Origin of the sequence: Klebsiella sp. MISC125 (assembly GCF_051131775.1) — a bacterium.
GTDB lineage: Bacteria > Pseudomonadota > Gammaproteobacteria > Enterobacterales > Enterobacteriaceae > Klebsiella.
Genome location: NZ_CP180448.1, coordinates 5764660 through 5788843 on the forward strand (window position 1 = coordinate 5764660; position 24184 = coordinate 5788843).

Below are 24184 nucleotides of genomic sequence, written 5' to 3' on the forward strand. Positions count from 1 at the left end.
AGGCGCCGCCGGAGCACAGGCTCGGGATTAATGATCTTCGATTAACAGCGCTTCCAGCAGGTCGAGATCGTGCAACATCTTCTGCAGCGTCTCGTTGCTGATCTGCCGGGTGGCACGCAGGTGGTATAGCTCCCCGCGCTCTGAACGCAGCGCCGCCAGGCGGAACCGGCGTTCGAGGCTCTCTTCCAGCATCGACGTTTCCACATCGTTACGTCCATCGACACGACGACGCAGGTTACCAATTACCCGCGAACTAACCTCGGTCAGCAGCTGATTATCGATATTCTCTTTGGTGTCTGATGCCAGGCGCTCTTCCATTTTCTGAATCGCGACAATCGCCACGTCCGCCGTTGCCGCCCGCGCCAGACGCTCTTCTTTGCGCTGCTGAACGTGGTCGCTCGACTCGATATGGCGCAGCAGAATCGGCAGCGCAATCACACCAACAAACAGGGAGAACAGAATCACCCCGGCGGCAAGGAACACCAGCTCATAGCGCGCCGGGAAGACGTTACCGTCCGGCAACAGCAGAGGAATCGACAGCACACCGGCAAGGGTAATCGCCCCGCGCACCCCGGCGACGGAGGAGATCAGCAGCTCACGCGTGGTCCAGGAGCCAAACTCCATCGGTTTCTTTTTCAGGAAGCGCTGGCTCAATTTACGCATCGTCCACAGCCAGCCAAAGCGCACCAGCATCAGGGCGGCGTAAATCAGGATGATATCGGTAAACAGCATCCAGGTTTCAACGTTCGGATCCGCCTCTGCCGCCACCAGCGAGCTCGACAGAATATCCGGCAACTGCAGCCCCAACAGCAGGAAAACCATGCCGTTAAACACGAATTCCAGCATCGCCCAGGTGCTGTTAGCACGCAGGCGCATCGCCAGCGGTGCGCTGCGCATCACGCCGGAACGGGTGATGGTCATCCCCGCAGCAACCGCCGCCAGGATCCCGGAAAAACCGATATGTTCGGCAATCAGGTAGGAAGCGAACGGCAGCAGGAACAGCAGGACAATCTGCGTTGCCGGTTCATCGCCGCCCCAACGGCTAAGAAAGCGCATTGAACGCCCGTACAGCCAACTGACCACGAATCCTGCAAGAATGCCGCCCACCGCCACTTTGAAGAACTCTACCGTCGCTCCGCCGACGGTAAAGACCATCGTGCCCATCGCTACCGCGACGGCAAACTTCAGGGAGACCAGGCCGGAGGCGTCGTTCATCAGCGCCTCACCCTGCAAAATCCCCATAATTTTTTTCGGGATGCGCCCTTCACCAACAATCCCTGAGAGCGCTACGGCATCCGTCGGTGACAGCACCGCCGCCAGCGCGAAGGCCGGTATCAGCGGAATGCCCGGCACGATCCAGTAGATGAGGTAGCCAATACCGACCACCGTCACCAGCACCAGCGCTAGCGCCAGACCAAATATTTCTCGCCCATGCTCAATGAATTCGCGGGTCGGCGTCTTCCAGCCATCAGCAAATAGCAGCGGCGGGATAAACAGAACCAGAAAGAGTTCAGGGTCGAATTCGACGTGTAGTCCAAAGGTAGGCCAGGCCAGCATCGCGCCAATGGCTATTTGGATTAAAGGTAGTGGAACCTGAAAGGGCAGTACGCGTGTAACCACCCCGGAGAGAGAGACCACGAGGGTCATGATGAGTATGGTAAAGAATATTTCCATGTGTTCCCTGTTTGCTGCGTTTTCTTTTTTTACATCTGAGGCGTCATGTCTCGAAATGGTACGCTACTCAGATTAACGCAAAAGGAAACAGGATGTGGCTTAAAAATAAATCGGGCGGCCAAAGCCGCCCGTGATTAGCAGAAAAAGTTAAATCGCCCAGCCGCCAGCGTAGAAAATAACCAACGCCGCCGCGATGATCACCGTCCCCAGGTTCAGCTTGCGCCACTCCCCGGACACCAGACGACCAATCACCAGTGAAGCAAAGCCAATCATAATGCCGGTAACGATGTTACAGGTCAGAACGATAAAGACCGCCGTAATCAGGCCCGCCATCGCATCGACAAAATCGTTAAAGTCGATTTTCGCCACGTTGCTCAGCATCAGCAAGCCAACGTACATCAGCGCCGGAGCCGTCGCGTACGCCGGTACCAGATAAGAGAGCGGAGAGAGGAACAGGATCAGCAGGAACAGCACGCCAACGGTTACCGCAGTCAGGCCGGTTTTACCGCCCGCGGCAGTACCTGCGGCTGACTCGATATAGACCGCTGCCGGAGCCGCGCCAACCAGACCTGAGAAGACGCTGCTCAGGGAGTCAGTGGTCAATGCTTTGCCGCCGTTGATAATCTGCCCATCTTTATCCAGCAAGTTTGCCTGGCCGGCCACCGCGCGGATGGTGCCGGTAGCATCAAATACTGCGGTCATCACCAGCGCCAGCACGCTCGGCAGAACGATGGGGTTCAGCGCGCCCACGATATCCAGGCTACCGATCAGCGAGTTGCCGTGCTCGTCGCTCAGCGACGGCATAGCGAAAACACCGGAGAAGTGAACGTTAGGATCGAAAATCAGACCGATAATCGACACGCCGATAATCGTCAGCAGGATACCGCCCGGCACTTTGAGTTTTTCGAGGCCGATAATCACCGCCAGCCCCACCAGCGACATAATCACCGGGAAGCTGTCGAAATTACCCAACGCCACCGGCAGACCGTCCAGCGGGTTTTTAATGACCAGACCAACGCCGTTGGCGGCGATCAGCAGCAGGAACAGGCCGATACCAATCCCCGTGCCGTGCGCAACGCCCTGCGGCAGGTTACGCAAGATCCAGCTACGAATACCGGTTGCGGAAATCACGGTAAACAGCACGCCCATCAGGAACACGGCACCCAACGCTACCGGAATACTGATCTGTTGGCCCAACACCAGGCTAAAGGCGGTAAAGGCGGTCAGCGAAATCGCGCAGCCAATTGCCAGCGGCAGGTTCGCCCACAGTCCCATCAGCAGAGAGCCAACGCCCGCCACCAGGCAGGTGGAGACAAAGACCGCCGCCGGTGGGAAACCGGCTTTTCCGAGCATCCCCGGCACCACGATGACGGAATACACCATCGCCAGAAAGGTCGTAAGACCGGCAACGATTTCCTGGCGCACGGTGCTGCCGCGAGCAGAAATTTTAAACCAGGCGTCCAATGAACCGCCGGTACGCGCTGAAGGCGTAGACATAGAAAACTTCCCCTGAGAATTTTTATCGTTCGTTTGGATGCGAGGTGGACCATCCACTGCCAGTTAAACGCGATCTCCTTGTGCTACATCGCAGCGCCAGGGGCTGTGAAAAGCAAACGTTTAACTCCGCGCATACAATACGGTGTGAAGAATGACTTTGCTCCCCCCTGTTAGCAGAGGAAATGATGAGCAAAATAAAAAGGCAAACGATTATCCAGCCTTTAGATGGGCCTTTTCAACTGAAGATTGCCGTATTTCGCTAAATTTCGCTTATGACGTTCAGGAAATAACCAGCCGATGCGCAAACGTTATCGTCCATGCGCAATCCGGTAACATTTTTGCATTGCACTGATAGCAACTTTTTCCAGTCATCGGCTTTAGTAATGCTTCACCCACTAGGTAAGGTAAAAGGACCACCGCGCTCAATCGCCCTCTGCCACGCCGGGCGCTGCTCTATGCGCTGTACCCACTGCGTCAGATGCGGTAAATGGTCCACACCGCCGCGCGCCAGCAACGCCATCGCCGGGAAGCTCATCTGGATATCCGCCATACTCAGTTCGGCTCCGGCAAACCATCGGTGTCGGGAAAGATGCTCTTCAATAAAACGGGCGTGCGTTTCCACTTGCCGATCAAGCCAGGCTTTTTGTACGCCCTTGCCTAACGCATTGCCTAAAGTGCGCATGCCGAACGGTACTGGGGGTTTACCGAGGCTGGCGAACACCAGTTTCATCAGCAGCAGCGGCATCAGCGAACCTTCGGCGTAGTGCAGCCAAAAACGGTATTGCAACTTATCTTCTATCGACTGCGGCCTGAACCGCTGAATGCTGTCATAGGTCTCCTGCAAATATTCGAGGATTGCGCCAGATTCCGCGAGGATGTAGCCGTTATCTTCCACCACCGGCGATTTACCTAGCGGATGAATATCTTTCAACTCCGCCGGGGCGAGCATATTTTTCCCCCGCTGATAAGAGACTATCTGGTAAGGCAGTTGCAGCTCTTCCAGTGCCCATAACACGCGCTGCGATCGCGACTGATTAAGATGATGTACCGTCAACATGGGCCTCTCCCGCTGTTTGTTCAAATTAACTATAGGAACAGGCGGCGAATGACGGAAATTTTCCGGCAAACCAAAGAGGAAAAATCAGCGGGAAGTGCCACACTTAAGTTGTCGGCACAAACCGGAACCTCAATCAACACATTGCGCAATACCGAGGGGAGCCGACGTCGGGGGAAACCCTCCTGCGAAGCAGCGGGATAGTGCGAAAGACCAAGACCGGAAAACAACTAAAGCGCCCTGTTGTGGCGCTTTAGTTTTTTTACTCCTCTTCCAACAGCCGCGCGCCGGTCCCCTCTTCGCCCAGCTTATCGCCAGGGTTACGTAACGGGCAGTCGCGACGCGACAGGCAGCCGCAGCCAATGCAGCCATCCAGCTGATCGCGCAGTGCGGTCAGGGTGTGAATGCGCCGATCCAGCTCTTCCCGCCACTGGGATGACAGCATCTTCCACTCCTTGGCGCTGAGGTTATGCCCTTCCGGCAACACGCCGAACGCATCGCCAATCGTCGACAGCGGAATACCAATACGTTGCGCAATTTTAATGATCGCCACCGCGCGCAGGACATCACGCCGATAGCGCCGCTGATTACCGGCGTTACGCTGGCTGTGAATCAGCCCCTTGCTTTCATAAAAGTGCAGCGCGGAGACAGCAACACCGGTTCGTTTTGCCACTTCGCCGGGGGTCAGCAGCATTTTGATGCGAGGGGATTTCTTTTCCATAAAGCGCTTTACCTCAAGTTAACTTGAGGAATTATACTCGCCCACAGACAAAACGACGAATCGAGAATTGAGAGAGGCCGCAATATGTCCCATCACGATATTATCCAAACGCTTATTGAATGGATTGATGAACATATCGATCAACCACTTAACATTGATGTAGTCGCCAGAAAATCGGGCTATTCGAAATGGTATCTGCAGCGGATGTTTCGTGCAGTGATGCATCAAACCCTGGGGGATTACATTCGCCAGCGCCGCCTGCTGCTTGCCGCAGAAGCGCTAAGAACCACCCAGCGCCCTATTTTTGATATCGCGATGGATCTTGGCTACGTGTCGCAGCAAACATTTTCGCGGGTTTTCCGCCGCGAGTTCGACCGCACGCCCAGCGCCTATCGCCATCAAATCTCCGCGTGAAGATGTTGTTGATGCGGGCAAAGGCTGGTGCGGGCGTTAGTCAGCCACTGCATAAACTCCAGCGGTGGCATCGCTTTCGCAAAGTGCCAGCCCTGACAGTATTGCACGCCGTGCTTTTGTAACCACGCCACCTGGTCGGCCGTTTCAACCCCTTCGGCAACGATCTTTAAATGCAAGCTGTTAGCCATCTGAATAATATGTTCAGCAATCAGGTGGCTGGTGCTGTTGTTCGTTAGCGCATCAACGAAGGATTTATCAATCTTGAGGATGTCAACGTTCAACGAATGGAGGTTGTGCAGGTTGGAGTAGCCGGTACCAAAATCATCAATCGCAATTTCATACCCCGCGTCGCGGAAGGCCTGAATCACCGGGGTGGTTTTCGGCACATCGATAAACCCGCGCTCAGTCACTTCGATTTTAATCTGCTCCACGCTAACTGCATGGCGGTGGACCTTTTCGTTGATGTGCTCAATCAATCTCGCGGAGTGGAAATCCGAAGCCGAAAGGTTGATTGTCACGTATAAATGCGGGTGCCGGGCCAGAAACTCGCCCATATCGGCGAATACCTCATCCACCACATAGTCCGTGACCTGCGCAATCATCCCCTCATTTTCCGCCAGCGGGATAAACTCCGCCGGGCTCATCACCGGGCCATCAAATCCAGGCCAGCGCAACAGCGCCTCGGCACCCACGCAGCAATTATTTTTGATATCTATGATCGGTTGGTAGTACAGGCACAGTTGGCGACGGTTTAGCGCTCGCTGCAGCATGCTGCGCGGAGAATGATACTGCTGTCGGGTGCGTGACCACACCAGCAAAAGCAAGATGCTGCAAATCAGCCCTAGCGGCAGGGTCAGCGTGACCTGATTATAAAAATTCTGATAATAGCTCACCCGCGAAGTGGACATAATGACGGCTATCGGGCGAACGGTGGAGTGGGCAATGGTATAAACGCGTCCATCCTGATGAAAAAACGCCTCTTCATCACGGATCAACCGATGCAGTTGACCGGAGTCTGCATTCGTACTGACGGAAAAAAACTGGTTGGTTTTGGTATCAAAAACGCCCCATGCCAGATCGCGGTCGCTGGTTATCAACGCGCTAAAGGAAAGCGGATGAATCACCGCCACATAATGACCGCGCTGCATATAGTTCATGGCATAGCTGGGATAAAAAGGGGTTTCGCGGTAGTAGTAAATCGCAATATCCGGCTTTTTAGTATACGTCGCAGCCGGAATGCGCCATCCGGCCTGGCGACGTACCGAAGTCGAGCAGAAAAAATGCGTGCCATTAGCATAGATTAAATCGTCGATGTAGAGCAGGCCGCGAACAATGCCCAACATATATTGCTGATGCTGTGGCGAGCATAGCTCCCCCTGATATAACCTGGCTTTATCGCGCGCCTCATCGGCTTCACGAATGACCACCTCAGTTTTTTGCAGCGCCAGCTTAGAAAACACCCGTAGCTGATCGGTGGTTTCTGCTTTGGCGCGTATTTGTGCAAACCACAATGCCAGCATCACCGGTAGCAGAATAACCAGCACGATGCCAAATACTCTTAACGCCTTATGTGGCGAGCTATGACTCATTTCCGCTTTTTATCCATGCGATACGCCTTAATCAAGGTGAAAGGCCCCGATGACTCTGCTTACTGTGATATGAATCAGGGCAATTCAGCAACCCACACTTTGACGTAAAAACCTCATAACTATGAATCATGAATAATACTGACTTATAGAAGGCTGGAGAAACATTCTCAACATAATGAGATTAGCTCCACTATCTCATTCGGTTTATCCGTATAATTGGCGGGAATAAGTAATAAAATCCGCAGAACATAAACGCTAATAAAAAAGAATTGCGGCTGGCTATCGTTTATAATCGCCTTCTGAATGAAAGATACATCCCTCCCTCTCTTATTAACCACTCAAATAAAGGGGTTAATAAGCGCAAGAAAAGTACTTTTTTTGGCTGGTGAATAAAAGAACAATTGTGATATAGTTCACATTAGTTGATGAAACAAGAACGTTGTTTCATTACTCTCTTGTTTGCCTGTAGATAGCCAGAGCACCACGTCATCGTTAGTCTCGTCAGGTTGTCAAAGGCTCCCGCATTTCTTTGAGGAAAGGTTGATGGCTACCATTACTACCAGTGTCGTACTTTTGCGCTGGCCACTCGTGAGCGCAGTGCTGATGTTCCTGGCCAGCTCGATGAATATTCAGCTGCGTAAAAGTGATTATGCCGGTTTAGCGGTTATTTGTAGCTGTGTAGGCCTGGCCGCAGCCTGTTGGTTTGCCACCGGTCTGTTAGGTATTACGCTGCTGGACGTTGCAAAGATCTGGGGCAATATCAAAGATGTCATGATTGAAGTGATGAGTCAGACCCCGCCGGAATGGCCGATGATGATGACCTGATGTAAAAAAAGCTTCCCAACGGGAAGCTTTTTTTACCGCTATTTGCCCATTTTCGACAGCATCTCCGGGCGCATAAATTTATGAATCACCAGCATAAACAGCAGCGACGGCACCAGTAAAATCAGCGCCGTAATTGACGATACTTGATAGTTGCCCGACATACTGGCGTTATACAGCAGCAGCGGCAAGGTGGTGATATCCGGCGCGCCGACAAAAAAGGTGCCGGTAAATTCGTCCAGCGATTCCAGAAAGACAAAAATGCTGGCGGCGATAATTCCCGGCGAAGCCTGCGGCAGCACAATATGCCAGAAGGTGTAAATCGGTCCGGCCCCCAGATTACGCGAAGCCCTCGCCAGTAGCGGATCAACCGCCGAAAAGGCCGCCACGCAAATCCACACCGAATACATCAACCCATGTACGCTGTGCACCAACACAACCCCCGCTACCGTGCCGTTAAGCCCCCATTGATAGAAAAGCCGGGCGATATTCATGTACACCGTCAGATTGGGAAACGCCTGCGGGATCAGAAACAACAGCATAAACAACACCCGTAGCGGCATCCCGCGCCTTGAAAGCGCGTAGCCCGCCGGAATGGAGATCAGCAGACATACCAACACCGATAGCAGCGCAATCAGCACGCTGGTCAGCAGCGAGCCGGACACATCGCTGTAGGGGCTGAATACCTGATACCAGTATTTCAGCCCCCATTGGCTGGGCAGTGAATGCGGGAAAAACCAGCTCTCCGCCACCGTCCAGATGAGCAAGTTCAGCAGCGGGCCAAACATCGCCAGCAGCATAAAGACTACCAGTAACGTTTGTAGCGGCAGGCTGGCGCTCAGCTTTCTGCGGCCTTTCGCCAGCAGCGTTCCCGGTCGTGTCATGATTGCCTCTTTCATTATTCGCTCCCTTTTTGCTGCAGACTATGGCGCAGATAAAACCACGACAGCGCCCCGCAAATCAGCAACGACACCACGCCAAGCGCGTTAGCGACGGCATAGTCGCCATAGGAATTAACGCGGAAGGCCATATCCACGGTCATCATCGTCGGCGAGCCGACGCCTATCATCAGCGGGACCGACAGCACCGACATCATGGTGACGGTGGAGAGCACCAGCGCCACGCCGATTGCTGGCAGCACCTGCGGCAAAATAATGTCGAACAGAATACGCGGACGCGATGCCCCAAGATTACGCGCCGCCAGAATTTGCGATTGCTCAAGCGCGGCCATTGCCCCACAGATAAGCAACGTGGCAAACGCCAGTTGCTTCCAGACAAAAGTGATAATAATCCCCTTCCAACCCAGCCAGGAGACGGTCTCCAGCGGAGTGATGAGGTCAGTTGCCACCAGCGCGTTGTTCATCAAGCCGTTTTTGGCCAGAAAGGTACGCATCATCTGCGCGGCGACGATAAAAGGGATAAACAGCGGCAGGCGATACAAAAACCCCAGCATGCGGACAATAGGGCGACAGGGCGAGAGCGTGATCACCGCCGAAAGAGTAATGGAGAGAACCGCCAGCAGCGCCACCGAAGCCAGCACAATAATCAGTGTAAACAGAATATCGCTGGAATAGAGCGCATATACCTTACGGAAATGAGCCAGCGTGAGGCGCTGCGCATCGTCGGTAAAGGCGGCGATCAGCGAGAAGCCCAGCGGGTATAAAAAGAGCACGGCGATCATCAGCGCGGCCGGAGCGACCAGCAGCAGATATTTCAGCGAAGTACGCATAGCAAACCTGGTGTCAGCAACAAGAAAAAGCTCAGGGCGACGTCACGCCGCGCCTGAGCATCAGCAGTCAATTAATTGGCGACCTGGCTTTCATAGCCTTCTTTGATGTCGTCAAAATATGGCGTAATCGGGAAGCTCTTACCGTATTCCGCCAGCGCCTGCGGCGAAATTTCAGCAAACAGTTTTTGCAAGGTTTGCGCATCAAGCTTCGGCTTCACCTGTTCAGCGTCAATCCCCGGATACCAGTTAAACTGCTTCACGATCCCCTGCGCCTGCACTTCCGGGCTGGTCGCCAGTTCAATAAACTCACGCGCTAGCTGCGGGTTCGCCGCCTTCGCCGGGGTCACGTAGTACATCGGTTGGCCCGGCATCCCCGGCGCCAGCAGCGACAGCTTAATCGACGGCGGCAGCTTGCCCTGATCTTTCCAGCTGTAGAACATATCCACCCACACCGGCCCCATCATGATTTCGCCGCGGCTCAGCATATCGAGCGTCCCGGCGTTACCCGGCGTGAAGGTAACGTTCTTATTAAACGCTTTCAGCTTCTCGTAAGCCTGCCCCCAATTTTTCTCAACGCCTTTATCGTACGGCAGAGAAGACAAACGCTGGGCATCGGTGCCGTAGGCGTAGATCCAGCCCACCACAAAGCTGACGCCGGACATGCCATTCTTAATGCCGTTGTAGCCAAAGGCCTGCGGATTTTTTTGCGCCCAGCTCACCAGTTCATCGTAGGACGCTGGAGGCGTTTTAATGGCATCGCTATTCCAGGCAATGGCGGTCTGGCTTAAAAACATCGGCATAACGTAGCCGTCGACGTTCACCCCAAGGGCGTTCTTCGCGTTGTCGGCGCTCACCATTGAACCGGTCTTAATCTGCTGGCGATACTTCTCCAGCAGCCCTTTCTCCACCAGCTCACCACCGGCTTTCTGATGCACCACTGCCACATCAATATCCCAGCTCTGCGCGCCGCTCTCTTTTTGCGCCGTCAGCTTTTCAATGATTTTATTCGACCCCGCGTCTCCCGGACCGGTGCCGACAACCTGAACTTTGACTCCCGGATGCGCCGCTTCAAACTTCGGCCCCAGCCAGGTTTTGACGTAATCCACCATATTCTGATCCCCCGCCGTAGCAACGTGAAGAACGGTGTCGGCCTGCGCGCCGTAGCTCAGGAATAATGCAATCACTACCGCAGCTTTCGTTTTCGTAAACATGGTCTATCCCCAGAATGAACGCGATGAAGTTAATGGGTTTGTGATGAAGGAAAAATATGCAGTGCGGGCGCCGGGACATGTAGCCTGACCGGCGAATGCGCGGGCCAGCAGTGCGCGGAATCCGCCAGCAGGACACGGTCATGACAGCGCACGCTATGGCGATATAAGTTGCCGAGAAAAGCACTTTGTTCAACCACGCCGCTCAGCGTTAACCCTTCTGGCGCGGCGCTCTCGGATAATTCATCAAGCGCGGCGTCGGCGCTGCGAAAATAAATAATATGGTCGTGAAAATGCTCAGCGGAATATTGCCCGGCTGCGCGTAGATAAATACCCTCTGCGGCAAAGAGTTCGCTGGCGGAAATTTTATTATCCGCGCCCATAAAATCGGCAACAAAAGGCGTAGCCGGGCGCTGATAAATATCCTCTGGCGAACCTATTTGCTCAATACGACCGTTATTTAATACCGCAATGCGGTCGGCCATTACCAGCGCCTCCTGCTGATCGTGAGTAACGATTAACGAGGTAAAGCCGAGTCTTTTTTGCAGCGCTTTGATTTCGTGGCGTACGTTAAGTCGCACTTTCGCATCAAGGTTTGAGAGCGGTTCATCCAGCACCAGAACATCCGGCTCTATCGCCAGCGCCCGAGCCAGAGCCACCCGCTGGCGTTGACCGCCGGAAAGTTCAGTCACCTTCACATCAGCCAGACCGTTGAGATTGACGATATTGAGCAACTCCGCCACCCGGCGATCAATGTCGTCACCCCGCCATTTGCGCAGCTTCAGGCCATAGCCAATATTACGTGCCACCGTCATATGCGGCCACAGGGCATAGCTTTGGAAGACCATGGTGATATTGCGCTGCTCCGGTGCGCTGCGGGTAATATCGCGTCCGGCAACGGCAATCTCTCCCGTCTGCGTCGGAATAAACCCGCAAAGCGCGTTCAAAAGCGTTGTTTTCCCACAACCGGAAGGGCCCAGCAGGGCAATCATTTCCCCTTTCTCAACGCTCAGATCGATATTATGCAAAACGACTTTATCGCCGTAGCTAATCTTTAACCGGGAGATCTGTAAATAGCTCATATTCGATACCCAAAAATCTCTGTGCCTGCATTTTTATCGCTTTGATGAACACGTGTTCATTTGAATGTAAAAAAAATGCAACGTTGACTCGACATGATGTGGGCCTACTTTGTCGGGTATTTGTGACAATTTAATTAAGCCCCCTAAAATTTCGGCGAGGGAAAATGAAAATAGATGTTCTTGGCTGCGGCAGCGCTTTCTCCAGCGAACAAAATACCTCTGCACTACGGGTTATCGACGCCCAAAACCGACAGTGGCTGATTGATTGCGGCCCCACAATCCCCCGGGCGCTGTGGCGGCGCAGCGGCGATATCAACGAGATTGACGTTATCTATTTCACCCACGTTCACCCGGACCACTGCACCGGCCTGACGGCGCTGCTCAACTACTGGAAGAGTTTTTCCCGCCAGAAGCCGCTGATTATCTACAGCCAGCCGCAGCAGCGCCCGGTCCTGATGCAGTTGGCAGCGCTGGCAAACTGGCCGCAAACAACGTTGTGTTTTGCCATCGACTGGCGTGACAGTGCAGAGTCCTGGACGTGGCATGACTGGCATATTCAGACTGCACAAACGCAGCATGAGCTGACCAATCGCGCCATTCGTATCACCTTCGGCGGGCAAACCCTGTTCTACAGCGGTGATGGTCGCCCGACGCCGGATTCCATTGCGCTGATGGCAGGGGCCGATTTGGTATTTCAGGAGTGCGCCTCGCTGACCGCGCTGGCCGATGACGCCTCGCACGGCGATTTCCCTTCATGCCTGGCGCTATTCCAGCAGCTCAATTTGCGTACGATGGGACTCTATCACTGCTACGACGCGATATTGCCCGCGCTGAAATTCGCCTGCCGGCCATGGGAAGGCTTGTTCGTTAGCCACGACGGCCTGCAGTATGAGCTCCATCATTCGGAACGCCCGATATGACTTCATTGCCGCGTAAACAGAGTATTACCGCGCAGGATGTCGCCCAGCGTGCGGGGGTCTCACGGGCCGTAGTTTCCCGCGCCCTGAGCAATAACGGCAGCATCTCTCCCGATACCAGAGAGCGCGTACTGCGCGCGGCCGAAGAGCTGGGGTATCAGGTTAATTTCCTCGCCCAGGGGTTAAACCGACGGCGCAGCCATCTGATCGGCGTGATCGTTTCGCGCATCAGCGATCCGTTTCGCAGCAGCCTGCTTGACGCGTTGCTCAGCGAGATCCAGCGCCGCGGTTTTCAGGCGCTGGTGAGTGAAATCCGTAGCGAACAGGATCTGGCGCAAACCCTGCGGCGCTTCGCCCAATTTCGCGTTTCCGGCGTTATCGTCACCTCCGGGCAACCGCCGGAATCGCTGGTTAACGAGTGCGTTCAGCAGCAAATTCCGGTGGTAGGCATCAATCGCCAGCCCAATATCCCCTGCGTCGATTACGTTTGCTCGGATAATGTCGCCGGAGCGACCCTTGCCGCCGAGCAGCTGGTTCGTGCTGGCTGTCATCGATTCGGTTGGCTCAACCATCATCACTCAACCTGGGCAGGACAAACGCGCGGCGCGGCATTTTCTCAAGCACTCCTGGCACTCGGCGTGGATACTCAACGTGACCTGCACGCCCTTTTCGCACCGGTTGAAGGCTACGACGGCGGTTTTCAGGCCGCCGCCAGCGCCGACGACAGGCTACAGGGTATTTTCTGCGCCAATGCCCAGCTGGCCTGCGGTTTCCTTGACGGCATGCGCCTACGCGGCAAGCAGGCTCCCGAAGATTTTCAGCTCATTGGTTTTGACAATACGCCGCAAACGGCGCAATACAGTTATCAGCTCAGCACCTTGCACCAGGACGTCGCGGAGATTTCCCGCCAGGCCTTAGCGCGCCTGCTGGAGCGGGCCAGCGATCCTTTACAGCCTTCGCGCATCACGTGGGTGGGGGTGCAGTTAATTCATCGGCGTACGTCGCCATCAACCGATAAGAGCAGGCTATGACGGAAGAACAACAGCAGTCATTATGCGAATTGATTCGCCAGTTGGGCGCGCAGGCACAAGCGCTGCGCGATACGGGGCTACAGATAGATAAAAAAGCGCGTCAGGATTTTGTCTCGCAGGCTGATCTGTTTGTGGAAAAAGAGATCAAGGACTGGCTGAAGATCCACTGCCCGCAGGATGGTTTTCTCGGCGAAGAGAGCGGCCTGGAAAGCGGTGAGCAAGGAACCTGGGTGCTCGACCCTATCGACGGAACCACTAACTACATTCAGGGGATGGACTACTGGTGTATTTCTCTGGCTTACGTTCTGCACAATACGCTTGAACTGGGGATTATTTACGCCCCTGACCGAAATGAATTTTTCTTTGCCCGCCGCGGTAAAGGTGCCTTTCTTAACGATCAGCGCCTGACATTACGCGAACCGGATCCGGAAACGGTGGTGATTGGGATGGGGCGTTCCAGCCGCGCGCCCGCGGAAAACTATACCCGAGCCCTCACTCGCGTCATCAACGCGGGAATGGAGTACCGTCGCTTTGGCGCAGGAGCGTTAATGCTGGCCCACGTCGCCACCGGGCAGGTGCACGCCTATTACGAAGAACATATGAATAGCTGGGATGCGCTGGCAGGAATGTTGCTGATCGTCGAAGCGGGCGGTGCCAGCAATGACTTTTTAGCCGACGATGGCTTGCTGCGCGGTAACCTGGTGCTGGCCGGGTGCGTCGATGTACAGGCCCGGCTTTCCGCTCTGCTGCCCGCATAAATCAGGCGTCATGTAGATTTGGCTGTCCGGACTACCGCCATATCGCCCCACGCGGATAATTGTTCGGGCAGCGTTTAATCGCGCAGTGAGCCTGGTAAGAGCAGGATTCTGCCGCTGCCGCCGTGGAGTGATACGGACAGGAAGGTCGTTCCCGCAGCCTCTCCCACTGCGCTTCGTCATAGCGCGTGATGTTGTAAACTTTTAATGAATGATACTGATCATTTATTAAAACTCTTGAGGAGTACAGCTTCATTGACTCCCCTGGCAACAGTAAAATATCGGCTTCGTACCAAAGGATAAACTTTAAAAACCGCAGGCTGGAGATCGAGGAAAAGGCCACACCGGAGTGTGGACAGACAAGAGTATTATGAATAGTCCATTTCATTTTCTATCCTTGTATCTGTTACTGATAAATAATGTTTTATATATTGATAGCACTCATCATAAATACCCGCAAGGTTATCACACAACAATGTGACATAAGACAATACTCAAACACCAACCATACTTATTTAGATGTATAGAAAATGCTGAATTCTAATAATTAATAACTAATTCTCATGATGACAGCCACCGTATGCACAGGCTCATGTATACCCGTCATACTTCAAGTTGCTTGTGCGTTGGCTACGCTCGTTCGCCCGAATCACTTACTCAAGTAAGCTCATCGGGACTTTCTCCCTTGCCGCCTTCCTGCAACTCGAATTATTTTTGGTATATAAACAAAAATATATTTACAATAAATTACAGGCTGCCGTTTAGGGCAGCCTGTACTCGTTTTTGGTAAGCCGCAGGCGTTATTACCAGGTTTTTCCGATATTAAACTGGAACTGCTCGGCTTTATCACCATCATATTTTTTAAACGGCTCGGCCCATGAGAAGACCAGCGGACCTAGCGGCGACATCCACTGCACCGCAATCCCGGCGGACATGCGAATATGCGACGGATCGCCATAGTCTGGGATCCCCGCGGCCAACGTCTGGCCGGTATTTTGCCAGGAGGTGCTCCATACCGTCCCCGCATCGAGGAATAACGACGTGCGCAGGCTGTCGGCGTATTTGTCATTCACAAATGGCGTTGGCACAATAAACTCGCTGTTTAGCACCGCCATCGCGTTACCGCCAACCGCATCGGACGAGGAGTCCAACGGGCAGGTGCTGTAGCTACTTTCAGAACCATTACAACGATAGTAAGCCGCTTTTGGGCCAATCGTATTCGAGGAGAATCCGCGAACCGACGTCGAGCCACCGGCATAGAAATTATCATAAAACGGCACCGATTTGCCGTTCAACCCATCGGCATATCCCGCGCGCAGGTGCTCCATCCACACCCAGCTTTTGTTTTCGTTCAGCGGCAAATACTGCGTGGTATCAAAAGTGACTTTGTAATAGCTGTTATCCGAGCCGGGTACCGTGACCTTGCCGGTCAGGCTGCTCTTATTCCCTGCACGCGGGAAGAAGCCGCGGTCCAGATCGTTATAGCTCCAGCCGAGGCTGACAAAATAGTCATTAGCGCTGTAGGTTGCGCCGCTATCACCATCCTTGGTCACCACGCTGGGGTAAATACCTCGTGAGTTAAGATAGCTCCAGGTCGTCAGTTCCGGGTCCATATTAGTCAGGCGGTTATGAACATAATCCACGCCCAGATTGAGGGAGTTGTTCTCGCTGATCGGGAATCCAAGCGTACTGCCAACGCCGTAACTTTGCTGATTGTAACTGCCGCTATCGGCATCAGAGGCATCGTAGCTGTTATAGAAAATTTTCCCCCCCAAACTCACGCCGTCGACGGTGAAATAAGGGTTCGTCGCCCCCAATTCAAGATAAGACTGGTAGCTATTGCGCGTGCCGTTGAAGCTAACGCTATTGCCGGTGCCCAGCCAGTTATCCTGGGTGACGCCAAGCTGATAGCTCACGCCGCTGTCGGTACCGAAGCCCAGACCAACGTTGAAAGAGCCGGTGTTGCGTTCCTTCACCTTATAGACCACGTCCACCTGATCCTGGCTACCGCTTACCGGGATGATTTGCTTATCAACAGTTTCAAAAAATCCGCTGCGATCCAACCGCGTTTTTCCCTGTTCGACTTTTTCATCGTTCAGCCACGCGCCTTCCATCTGGCGCATCTGACGCCTCAGCACCGCGTCACGCGACGTATCGTTACCCTCAAAACGGATCTGTCGTACTGAGTAACGGCGTCCTGCATTAACGTTGATATGCAAAACCACACTTTTTTTCGCATCATCAATATCCGGGGCGGTGTTAACCTGCGGCCAGGCATAGCCATATTTCCCCAACAGCGTCTTAATACTATTTTCTACCGTCGTAATTTCCGCGCCGCTATACCATTTATTTGTTAACGGCTTTACCAGCGCCTCAATCTCTTTATTATGCTGCGCCATATCGCCAGTCAACATCGTGCTGGCGATTTTATAACGTTCACCTTCTGCAAGATTAATGGTGATATACAGAGACTTTTTATCCGGTGTCATACTGACCTGACTGGAGTTAATCACAAACCGCGCATAGCCGCGATCGAGATAATAACTACGCAGCGTTTCTAAATCCGCCGCCATCTTTTGCTTTTGATATTTTTTATCGCCGATCACGTTCCACCACGGTACGGTATCGCGCAACTGCAGCTGGTCCAACAATGTTTCTTCACTAAAAGCCTGGTTGCCAATAATATTAATTTGCGCGATTTTTGCCGAGACGCCTTCCTGAAAAACAAAGGTTAAATCAACGCGATTGCGCGGCAGCGGTGTGACAACTGCATGAACCTGGGCGCTGTATTTACCCACACTGTAATAGAAATCCTGTAATCCTTTTTCGATTTCCGTAAGCGTGTTGCGATCCAGCGCGCTGCCTTCTTCGATACCCGTGGCGGCCAGGTTCTCTTTCAGGGCATCATCCTTTACGGACTTATTGCCAGAAAAGCTGATTTTGGCGATGGTTGGTCGCTCTTTCACCTGCACCACCAGCGTGCTGCCATCCCGCAGAATCTGCACATTCTCAAAGTTTCCGCTGGCGTACAGGGCACGAACCGAGTCGCTGATATCCTCGTTCGAGACCTCTTCTCCCGTATGAACGGGCATGCTTAACAGCGCCGCGCCGACGGTAACGCGCTGCAACCCCTCAAAACGAATATCATCAACGGTATATGAGGTTGATGCATAAAGCGTTAAAGGAGAAATCAATAGCCCGGCGATGATACTCGTTTTTTTTAGCATGGAGGTGTCGTCTAAAAGATATTTGGCAATAGCAGATATCTGCTGGGAATAACAGTGTTCTTTCCGGCGGACAGAATATGACGCAACCTGAAATAACCTGAACGAGGCGCAGAATTGCACGCAATTATGACGATAAAATGGAGAAAAAATGGATGTTAGAGAATGTTGAAAAAGTTTTTTTTAGGTTGAACTTTCTTCCTGACCATTAGTCATATAAGCGTTTACTGACACTAGCAAAACCATTTAATCATTTTGTTTTTTTAAATTAAAAAAAACAAAAAGCCCCCTTTCTCATTGGTTGAAAGGGGGAAAAGATCTTGTTAGGAATGATGCTCTCTGGGATAGACCAGGAACAGGGAGAAATTAACCTAAAATCCCGTAGATAAAATGAAGAAATATTGAATATACCCTAAATAATTCGAGTTGCAGGACAAGGCACTAGTGCTTTGAACAGCGCTTGCGCTGGCCCCGAAGGGGCGAGGCCGCAGGCCGAGTAACGCGGCGACGCAGTGAGTCCCCAGGAGCTTACTCCAGTAAGTGACTGGGGTGAGCGAGGAAAGCCAACGCACAAGCAACTTGAAGTATGACGGGTATAAATTATGTAGCCCGGTTCCCATAGTGATGAAATGAGTAGGTAACATGCCGCGAAATGAGATCCAACAATCCGTACTCAACGAATTAGTGCAATGGATAAAAAAAAATCTTGAAAAGAAGCTCACCATGCATGCTCTGAGCCTCTTTTCCGGCTATTCCGAGTGGCATCTGTTTCGCCTATTCCGCCACTATTTTAACATGTCACCAATGGAGTATGTTCGCCAGCAGCGAATGCAGCTATGCCTTAATCTGTTACAGATGCAACCCGCCTTTCGCATTGTCGATATTTGTATTATGGCTGGTTATGAGGATATCAGCGCTTTTAACCGTACTTTCAAGAGATATTATACCGTGACTCCAAGCCAATATCGTAAAAATCTGAATACGCACCAATAAGGGATTCCCCCTCCTCCGCATTGCTGCGGTTGGGAATGGAAGGGGGAAGAGGAACAACTTTAGAATGGAAATGGCAGGATGCCACTGTTAATCGTTTCCGGGATCAAGCAGAACCGATCAACAGAGACAAGTATAAGCTGCTAAGTTGAGTTAATTGTGTAGAGGCCGTGGAGATTTTGTCATCATTTATATCAGCGACACATTTTTCAAAAATTAAAAAGCCGGAATAATTAAATATCCCGGCTGGTGATTAATGGATAATTAGAAGTGCGTATTCACGCTGACATAAAACGTCCGTCCTGACTCGTTATAGGTCTCCGCGCCTGCCCCATACAGATAAGCACCGGTCGTCGAGTTCCCCGTCGTCTGCGCATTCCCGGCGCGATAGTGGCGAATATCAAACAGATTATCCACTCCGCTGGTCAGGCTCAGGTTTTTGTTCACATCCCAGGTCGCACTAAGGCCGACAATGCTGTACGGACTGACTTCGTTCAGCTCGCTGCCGGACACCGCTTCACCCTTATAGTTGAAGCGCTTCGGTTTCTGACGACCATACCAGGTGAAGGTGCTCTGCAACGAGAGATCGTCGCGTACCTGCCAACTTAGGGTTGAGTTAAGCGTAAACTGCGGGATCACTGACAGACGATCGCCGGTGGTTTTGTTCTTACTCTGCAACATCCACGTCAGGTTGTTGCTCCAGTTGACCGTTTCACTCACCGGCAGGTTTAACGAGCCCTCCAGCCCTTCGACCAGCGCCTTCGGTACGTTTTCCCACTGATAAATATTGGTGGTGCCGTTGCTGGCGGTACTGACCGCCGAATAGCCGGACTCTATCTTATTGTGGTAGTCGTTACGGAAGTAAGTCAGCCCAGCCTGATAGCCGCCATGCTTGTACTCCAGGCCAATCTCTTTATTGACGCTGGTTTCTGCCTTCAGGTCGCTATTGCCCATCAGATAACAGGCGGAGCTGCTGGCGTAGCAACCCTGTCCGTTGCTGTACAGAATATAGTTCGGATTGAGCTGATAGAGGTTCGGCGCTTTATAGGCGCGAGCAATCCCCAGCTTCAACGTCCAGTCATCCGACAGCCCCTGCGAAAGGTTCAGCGACGGACTCCAGTTATTGCCGACGATGCTGTGATGGTCAAAACGCAGAGCGGGCGTCAGCATGGTGCTATCGGTCAGTGCAATATTGTCTTCGGTAAACAGCGAGAAAATCTCAGCGCTGGAATACGGACTACGCCCGGTTGCCGAGATGCCGTCAATAGAGCCATAAGAGAGAGACTGGGTCGTCGACACGCCATCTTTCATCCGCTGCTGGTTCCACTCGGTCCCCAGCGTCAGGTTTTGCTCAAACCCGAAGGTAAACGGAATATTCACCTCGCTGTGCAATAGCACATCCGACAGGTCGATATCGGAGAATTCGCTTCCGGAGAAGATCCCTTCCGTTCCGCCCGCCAGCCCCTCGTTCATGCGCGAGTTACGGGTGTGCTCATACTGAGCATAGGTATTGCTGGTCACGCCATTATCCCAGCCGCCGGTCCACGTCACCCCGTAAGTCTGCCGATATAGGCGGTTAGTCTCTTTGCCGTACATACTTTTCACCAGCGTGCTGGTGTTGGTATTTTGCGTGTCGCCAGCATACAGATTACCCTGGCGGCTGTAGCCGGTTTCGAACTCCAGCGCCTGCATCGGCGCAAACTCCCAGCGCAGTTTGCCATGGATATCTTTGTTCTCTACGCCTTCACGTCCCGCTGGATAAGAGCCCGCATAGGTACCGGTTCGTGCCGCTTCGTGGCCGGAGTTAATATCCTGGGCGTCGGCCTGCGTTTTGCTCAGGTTGCCCCATAAATTAAAGCTAACCTCATCCGACAGCGGACCGTTGAGGCTAAAGTTCGTGCGCTTCGTCGATCCCTCTTTACGGTGCTGAGGAGCGTTCATATAGGTATTCCAGGCACCATGCCACTCGCTGGTCGCCGGTTTAGTGACAATATTGACCACCCCGCCCATTGCGCCATTACCGTAGCGGGCCGCCGCAGAGCCGCGAATGACATCGATATGGTCGATCATTTCTGCCGGAACCCAACTGGTATCACCGCGCGTATCACGGTCTCCGCGCCAGCCATAGCGCACGGAGTTACGGCTGGTCACCGGTTTACCGTCTACCAGAATCAGCGTGTTCTCCGGTCCCATACCGCGAATATCGACCTGGCGGTTATTACCGCGCTGGCCGCTGGTGGAGTTGCCGGTAAGGTTGACGCCCGGTTGGGTTCGAATCAGTTCTGAAACGTCGCGAGCCGGTGGATGCTTGCGGATTTCATCGGCGGTAATAGTGGATACGCCGGGGGCTTGCAGGTTCTGCGTTGCCGCGGTCACGACCATCGTTTCATCATGATTTTCTGCGGCAATCGCCGTATCGGATTTCTTTGTTTCGTCTGAAGTGTTGCCCTCGGCGGCCAGCGCTGGCAGCGCCACCCCCAGGATAGCCATGTGGATCAGCACGGCCAGCGAGTAGTGCGAAGAGTGTTTCATGGAATATGCCCTGTTTTCTTTTATTGCTGTCGGGGCACGCCTTCTTCATCAGTCATATAAACAACGGCAGTGACTTCCATGCATAGGGCAACGTCTCTGGTTTTGGCGTAAGCAGAGCCCTCCCGATGCAATACCGGGATATCGATTCAAAATTTACGCCAAAAATAGAAATTTTTGCCCTGGCAACACGAAGAAATAAACGCGCCACGCTATTCTTTGATAGTGTTTGCCGATCAGCACGCAATAGGATTATTGTGCCGAACCACGTTATTAGAAATGAGATTTATTATCAAGTTGATAGTTATTCATCATGCAAATAAATTAAAATACAAAGCAAAAACAGACAGATGAAAAAATTTAAATCTATTTAATACCATGACAAAATTAAACAAATGAATTGTATCTACATTAAAAAAACACAATTCATCCATATTATTTCCACAATTATTTAAATAAGCTCGATTTTATTATTGCAATATAAATACTGATCTTGTTAATTAATTAAATAATTAACATCCGGATTTGTAGTCCCTCATACATGCTGCCTGGCATGCTAACTGCGCAGGATTGACTAGAATAAAACAATCCCCCTGCGGAGCACCGCGCCATGAACACCCTGTCGTCATATCGATACCTTATCGGCTGGCTGACCTGCCTTGCCGCCCTGCTATTTTTCAGTTCGGTTAACGCAGCCTCAGAAAATAAACGCGCAGAGCCAGACGAACGCGAGGCCCTTGAAGTTAACGTCGAGGATATGTTGCAACCATGGCAGGGCGATTTGCCGGGTATGCTCGACCGACGAACAATCCGGGTTTTAACCACCTACAGCAAAACCTTTTTCTTTATCAACAAAGGCACCCAGCGCGGCGCCACGCACGATATTTTTATGGAGTTTGAACGCAGCCTGAATCAAAAATTAGCGAAAGAGAAGAAGCTTAAGCATCGCCATCTCAAAGTGCGGATCATTTTTGTTCCCGTTGCCCGCGACCAGCTCATCAGCGCGCTTAACGCCGGTAAAGGGGATATCATCGCCGCTAACCTGACCATCACACCGGAACGTCAACAGCAAATGACGTTTACCGCGCCTATCTATTCCCACGTTCAGGAGCTGCTGCTTTCTGGCCCCGGCTCTCCTAAAGTGGAAAATCTGCAACAACTCTCCGGCAAAACAGTATTTGTGCGCACATCGTCGAGCTACTACGCAAGTCTGATTGCGCTCAATGCGCGCTTTGCGCAAGAGTCCCTGCCGCCCGTGATTATTAAACCAGCCCCCGAAGCGCTGGAGGATGAAGATTTAATAGAGATGCTCAGCGCCGGACTTATCCCACTGACCGTGGTCGATCGCCATAAGGCGATATTCTGGAAACAGGTTTTTCCAAAAATTCAGGTTCACCAGGACATCATTCTGCGCAACGAGGGCAATATTGGCTGGGCGGTACGCAGCAACAGCCCGCAGCTCCTCGCGTTACTTAATCATTTCATCAAAGAAAACAGCCAGGGCAGCAAGCTGGGTAATACGATCCTGCTGCGCTATCTGAAAGATGCTAAATACGTTAAAAACGCGGCGGCGCAGAAGGAGCGACGTAAGTTTCTCACGATGGTGGAAATTTTCCGTAAATACGGCGATCGCTATGACGTCGACTGGCTGCTGATGGCCGCACAGGGGTATCAGGAGTCGCGGCTTAATCAGTCGGTACGGAGCCACGTTGGCGCAATTGGCGTCATGCAGGTGATGCCGAATACCGGTAGGGAGCTGAAGGTCGGCGATATTAAGCAGCTCGATCCCAATATCCATGCCGGGGTGAAATATATGCGCTGGATGATAGACCATTATTACGGGGATGAACCGATGACTCAGCTTGATAAGGCGCTGTTCTCATTTGCTTCTTATAACGCCGGTCCCGCGCGCATCGCCCGACTGCGCACCGAGACCAAAAAGCGCGGCTTTGACCCCAACGTTTGGTTTGGCAACGTCGAGTATCTGGCCGCCGAAAAAATTGGTTCTGAGACCGTGACCTATGTGAGCAATATTTATAAGTACTACATCGCTTACCGGCTGATCGTCGATGAAATGGCGCGTAAGCAGCAGGCGACAACGGATTCAAAAAACCAGACTGCTCCGGCAACAAACGCGCAGACCGCGCCAGCCACGCCGTAGAAACCCGGCTGACAATTTACTTTTCAAAATAGAAAAAGCCCCAAATGGGGCTTTTTCAGAGATAACTTCACAACGTCTGACTTACAAAGCAAAACGGCGCGCTTAGAACGGGATATCGTCGTCAAAGTCCATCGGCGGTTCATTGGAAGGTGCTGCCGGAGCCTGCTGCTGCGGACGAGACTGCGCGCCGCCGCTGAACTGGTTGCCACCCTGCGGCTGCTGAGGTTGACCCCAACCGCCCTGCTGCTGACCGCCTGCGTTGCCACCTGCCGGAGCGCCTGCGCCCTGCTGACGGCCGCCGAGCATTTGCATCGTGCCGCCAACGTTAACCACGATCTCGGTGGTGTATTTTTCCTGACCGGATTGATCGGTCCATTTACGGGTACGCAGCTGGCCTTCGATATAGACCTGGGAACCCTTACGCAGGTATTCACCAGCCACTTCTGCCAGTTTACCGAACAGCACCACGCGGTGCCATTCAGTCTGCTCTTTCATCTCACCGGTCGCTTTGTCACGCCAGGATTCGGAAGTAGCCAGCGTAATGTTGGCAACTGCGCCACCACTAGGCATATAGCGTACTTCCGGGTCCTGGCCCAGGTTACCGACGAGAATCACCTTGTTTACGCCTCTGCTGGCCATGTTTGTCTCTCCTGAATGCGTTTATTAATAAATAGTGTAAACGCGCGAGTGTACCATTTCCAGGTGGTATTTTGATAGCTGCGAAGAAGCTTCCAGATATCACGCGCGACCTGACATTTTTACACAGCCCGTCGGAAAATGCATTCCA

The 24184-nt window shown here is 52.7% G+C and carries 20 protein-coding genes; 7 read left to right on the plus strand and 13 right to left on the minus strand.

Annotation, left to right across the window (positions count from 1 at the left end; genetic code table 11):
- Positions 1-27: 27 nt before the first annotated feature.
- From ACMYSL_RS27005 to soxR, 4 genes are all read right to left on the minus strand, one after another.
- Positions 28-1674 carry a Na+/H+ antiporter gene (locus ACMYSL_RS27005; protein ID WP_434660623.1) on the minus strand — a complete coding sequence of 549 codons (1647 nt, stop codon included), beginning with the start codon at positions 1672-1674 and terminating at the stop codon, positions 28-30.
- A 147-nt stretch (positions 1675-1821) separates the two neighbouring features.
- Positions 1822-3171 (minus strand): NCS2 family permease, encoded by a 1350-nt coding sequence (locus tag ACMYSL_RS27010; protein ID WP_181484002.1) that lies wholly within the window; start codon positions 3169-3171, stop codon positions 1822-1824.
- A gap of 388 nt (positions 3172-3559) precedes the next feature.
- A complete protein-coding gene (locus tag ACMYSL_RS27015) occupies positions 3560-4228 on the minus strand; it encodes a glutathione S-transferase family protein (RefSeq protein ID WP_434660626.1) in 669 nt (222 codons plus the stop codon).
- 259 nt (positions 4229-4487) lie between these two features.
- Positions 4488-4946 (minus strand): redox-sensitive transcriptional activator SoxR, encoded by a 459-nt coding sequence (gene soxR / locus ACMYSL_RS27020; protein ID WP_110274561.1) that lies wholly within the window; start codon positions 4944-4946, stop codon positions 4488-4490.
- Between the two features lie 84 nt (positions 4947-5030).
- On the opposite strand from soxR, the gene soxS reads away from it, so the two are divergent.
- Positions 5031-5360, plus strand: coding sequence for a superoxide response transcriptional regulator SoxS (soxS, locus tag ACMYSL_RS27025; RefSeq protein ID WP_110274562.1), 330 nt, complete (start codon positions 5031-5033; stop codon positions 5358-5360).
- On the opposite strand, the gene ACMYSL_RS27030 is transcribed toward soxS, so the two are convergent.
- On the minus strand, positions 5345-6949 hold the full coding sequence (locus tag ACMYSL_RS27030; RefSeq protein ID WP_434660630.1) for an EAL domain-containing protein: 1605 nt from the start codon (positions 6947-6949) through the stop codon (positions 5345-5347). The two genes, soxS and ACMYSL_RS27030, sit on opposite strands and share 16 nt — an antisense overlap.
- A 543-nt stretch (positions 6950-7492) precedes the next feature.
- Here ACMYSL_RS27030 and ACMYSL_RS27035 point away from each other — a divergent pair.
- Positions 7493-7774 carry a YjcB family protein gene (locus ACMYSL_RS27035; RefSeq protein WP_181484005.1) on the plus strand — a complete coding sequence of 94 codons (282 nt, stop codon included), beginning with the start codon at positions 7493-7495 and terminating at the stop codon, positions 7772-7774.
- 38 nt (positions 7775-7812) lie between these two features.
- On the opposite strand, the gene ACMYSL_RS27040 is transcribed toward ACMYSL_RS27035, so the two are convergent.
- The 4 genes from ACMYSL_RS27040 to ACMYSL_RS27055 all read right to left on the minus strand — a co-directional run bounded on the left by ACMYSL_RS27040 (position 7813) and on the right by ACMYSL_RS27055 (position 11790).
- Positions 7813-8670 (minus strand): ABC transporter permease, encoded by an 858-nt coding sequence (locus ACMYSL_RS27040; protein WP_434660632.1) that lies wholly within the window; start codon positions 8668-8670, stop codon positions 7813-7815.
- Positions 8670-9500 (minus strand): ABC transporter permease, encoded by an 831-nt coding sequence (locus ACMYSL_RS27045; protein ID WP_434660635.1) that lies wholly within the window; start codon positions 9498-9500, stop codon positions 8670-8672. Before ACMYSL_RS27045 ends, ACMYSL_RS27040 begins: the two co-directional genes overlap by 1 nt.
- Before the next feature lie 71 nt (positions 9501-9571).
- Positions 9572-10711: an ABC transporter substrate-binding protein gene (locus ACMYSL_RS27050; RefSeq protein WP_434660637.1), complete on the minus strand. Its 1140-nt coding sequence runs from the start codon at positions 10709-10711 to the stop codon at positions 9572-9574.
- A 29-nt stretch (positions 10712-10740) separates the two neighbouring features.
- Positions 10741-11790, minus strand: coding sequence for an ABC transporter ATP-binding protein (locus ACMYSL_RS27055; protein WP_434660638.1), 1050 nt, complete (start codon positions 11788-11790; stop codon positions 10741-10743).
- 164 nt (positions 11791-11954) lie between these two features.
- Between ACMYSL_RS27055 and ACMYSL_RS27060 the strand changes: the two genes are divergently transcribed.
- The 3 genes from ACMYSL_RS27060 to ACMYSL_RS27070 are packed head-to-tail and all read left to right on the plus strand — an operon-like array spanning position 11955 to position 14496.
- A complete protein-coding gene (locus tag ACMYSL_RS27060; protein WP_434660640.1) occupies positions 11955-12710 on the plus strand; it encodes an MBL fold metallo-hydrolase in 756 nt (251 codons plus the stop codon).
- The gene (locus tag ACMYSL_RS27065) at positions 12707-13738 is read left to right on the plus strand and encodes a LacI family DNA-binding transcriptional regulator (protein WP_434660641.1); all 1032 of its coding nucleotides are present in this window, start codon (positions 12707-12709) and stop codon (positions 13736-13738) included. The genes ACMYSL_RS27060 and ACMYSL_RS27065 overlap by 4 nt, the downstream gene beginning before the upstream one ends.
- Positions 13735-14496 (plus strand): inositol monophosphatase family protein, encoded by a 762-nt coding sequence (locus ACMYSL_RS27070; protein WP_228727453.1) that lies wholly within the window; start codon positions 13735-13737, stop codon positions 14494-14496. The genes ACMYSL_RS27065 and ACMYSL_RS27070 overlap by 4 nt, the downstream gene beginning before the upstream one ends.
- A gap of 31 nt (positions 14497-14527) precedes the next feature.
- Here the strand turns inward: ACMYSL_RS27070 and iraM are convergent, their stop codons facing one another.
- Positions 14528-14881, minus strand: coding sequence for an anti-adapter protein IraM (gene iraM / locus ACMYSL_RS27075; protein WP_182235650.1), 354 nt, complete (start codon positions 14879-14881; stop codon positions 14528-14530).
- Positions 14882-15296: 415 nt separating this feature from the next.
- Positions 15297-17720, minus strand: coding sequence for an outer membrane protein assembly factor BamA (gene bamA, locus ACMYSL_RS27080; protein ID WP_434660642.1), 2424 nt, complete (start codon positions 17718-17720; stop codon positions 15297-15299).
- 639 nt (positions 17721-18359) lie between these two features.
- Between bamA and ACMYSL_RS27085 the strand changes: the two genes are divergently transcribed.
- Positions 18360-18710, plus strand: coding sequence for a helix-turn-helix transcriptional regulator (locus ACMYSL_RS27085; protein ID WP_434660644.1), 351 nt, complete (start codon positions 18360-18362; stop codon positions 18708-18710).
- A gap of 261 nt (positions 18711-18971) precedes the next feature.
- Here ACMYSL_RS27085 and ACMYSL_RS27090 read toward each other — a convergent pair whose 3' ends face one another.
- On the minus strand, positions 18972-21239 hold the full coding sequence (locus ACMYSL_RS27090) for a TonB-dependent siderophore receptor (protein ID WP_434660646.1): 2268 nt from the start codon (positions 21237-21239) through the stop codon (positions 18972-18974).
- Between the two features lie 607 nt (positions 21240-21846).
- On the opposite strand from ACMYSL_RS27090, the gene ACMYSL_RS27095 reads away from it, so the two are divergent.
- Positions 21847-23397, plus strand: a complete 1551-nt coding sequence (locus ACMYSL_RS27095) for a transglycosylase SLT domain-containing protein (RefSeq protein ID WP_434660648.1) — start codon at positions 21847-21849, stop codon at positions 23395-23397.
- A 102-nt stretch (positions 23398-23499) separates the two neighbouring features.
- Here ACMYSL_RS27095 and ssb1 read toward each other — a convergent pair whose 3' ends face one another.
- Complete coding sequence (gene ssb1, locus ACMYSL_RS27100; protein ID WP_110274575.1) at positions 23500-24036, minus strand: single-stranded DNA-binding protein SSB1; 537 nt, start codon at positions 24034-24036, stop codon at positions 23500-23502.
- Positions 24037-24184 lie beyond the last annotated feature (148 nt).

Bases quoted from the DNA above. Each gene is read 5' to 3' on its own strand.
- ACMYSL_RS27005 (WP_434660623.1), bottom strand. From the start codon at position 1,674: ATGGAAATATTCTTTACCATACTCATCATGACCCTCGTGGTCTCTCTC.
- ACMYSL_RS27010 (WP_181484002.1), bottom strand. From the start codon at position 3,171: ATGTCTACGCCTTCAGCGCGTACCGGCGGTTCATTGGACGCCTGGTTT.
- ACMYSL_RS27015 (WP_434660626.1), bottom strand. From the start codon at position 4,228: ATGTTGACGGTACATCATCTTAATCAGTCGCGATCGCAGCGCGTGTTA.
- soxR (WP_110274561.1), bottom strand. From the start codon at position 4,946: ATGGAAAAGAAATCCCCTCGCATCAAAATGCTGCTGACCCCCGGCGAA.
- soxS (WP_110274562.1), top strand. From the start codon at position 5,031: ATGTCCCATCACGATATTATCCAAACGCTTATTGAATGGATTGATGAA.
- ACMYSL_RS27030 (WP_434660630.1), bottom strand. From the start codon at position 6,949: ATGAGTCATAGCTCGCCACATAAGGCGTTAAGAGTATTTGGCATCGTG.
- ACMYSL_RS27035 (WP_181484005.1), top strand. From the start codon at position 7,493: ATGGCTACCATTACTACCAGTGTCGTACTTTTGCGCTGGCCACTCGTG.
- ACMYSL_RS27040 (WP_434660632.1), bottom strand. From the start codon at position 8,670: ATGAAAGAGGCAATCATGACACGACCGGGAACGCTGCTGGCGAAAGGC.
- ACMYSL_RS27045 (WP_434660635.1), bottom strand. From the start codon at position 9,500: ATGCGTACTTCGCTGAAATATCTGCTGCTGGTCGCTCCGGCCGCGCTG.
- ACMYSL_RS27050 (WP_434660637.1), bottom strand. From the start codon at position 10,711: ATGTTTACGAAAACGAAAGCTGCGGTAGTGATTGCATTATTCCTGAGC.
- ACMYSL_RS27055 (WP_434660638.1), bottom strand. From the start codon at position 11,790: ATGAGCTATTTACAGATCTCCCGGTTAAAGATTAGCTACGGCGATAAA.
- ACMYSL_RS27060 (WP_434660640.1), top strand. From the start codon at position 11,955: ATGAAAATAGATGTTCTTGGCTGCGGCAGCGCTTTCTCCAGCGAACAA.
- ACMYSL_RS27065 (WP_434660641.1), top strand. From the start codon at position 12,707: ATGACTTCATTGCCGCGTAAACAGAGTATTACCGCGCAGGATGTCGCC.
- ACMYSL_RS27070 (WP_228727453.1), top strand. From the start codon at position 13,735: ATGACGGAAGAACAACAGCAGTCATTATGCGAATTGATTCGCCAGTTG.
- iraM (WP_182235650.1), bottom strand. From the start codon at position 14,881: ATGAAATGGACTATTCATAATACTCTTGTCTGTCCACACTCCGGTGTG.
- bamA (WP_434660642.1), bottom strand. From the start codon at position 17,720: ATGCTAAAAAAAACGAGTATCATCGCCGGGCTATTGATTTCTCCTTTA.
- ACMYSL_RS27085 (WP_434660644.1), top strand. From the start codon at position 18,360: ATGCCGCGAAATGAGATCCAACAATCCGTACTCAACGAATTAGTGCAA.
- ACMYSL_RS27090 (WP_434660646.1), bottom strand. From the start codon at position 21,239: ATGAAACACTCTTCGCACTACTCGCTGGCCGTGCTGATCCACATGGCT.
- ACMYSL_RS27095 (WP_434660648.1), top strand. From the start codon at position 21,847: ATGAACACCCTGTCGTCATATCGATACCTTATCGGCTGGCTGACCTGC.
- ssb1 (WP_110274575.1), bottom strand. From the start codon at position 24,036: ATGGCCAGCAGAGGCGTAAACAAGGTGATTCTCGTCGGTAACCTGGGC.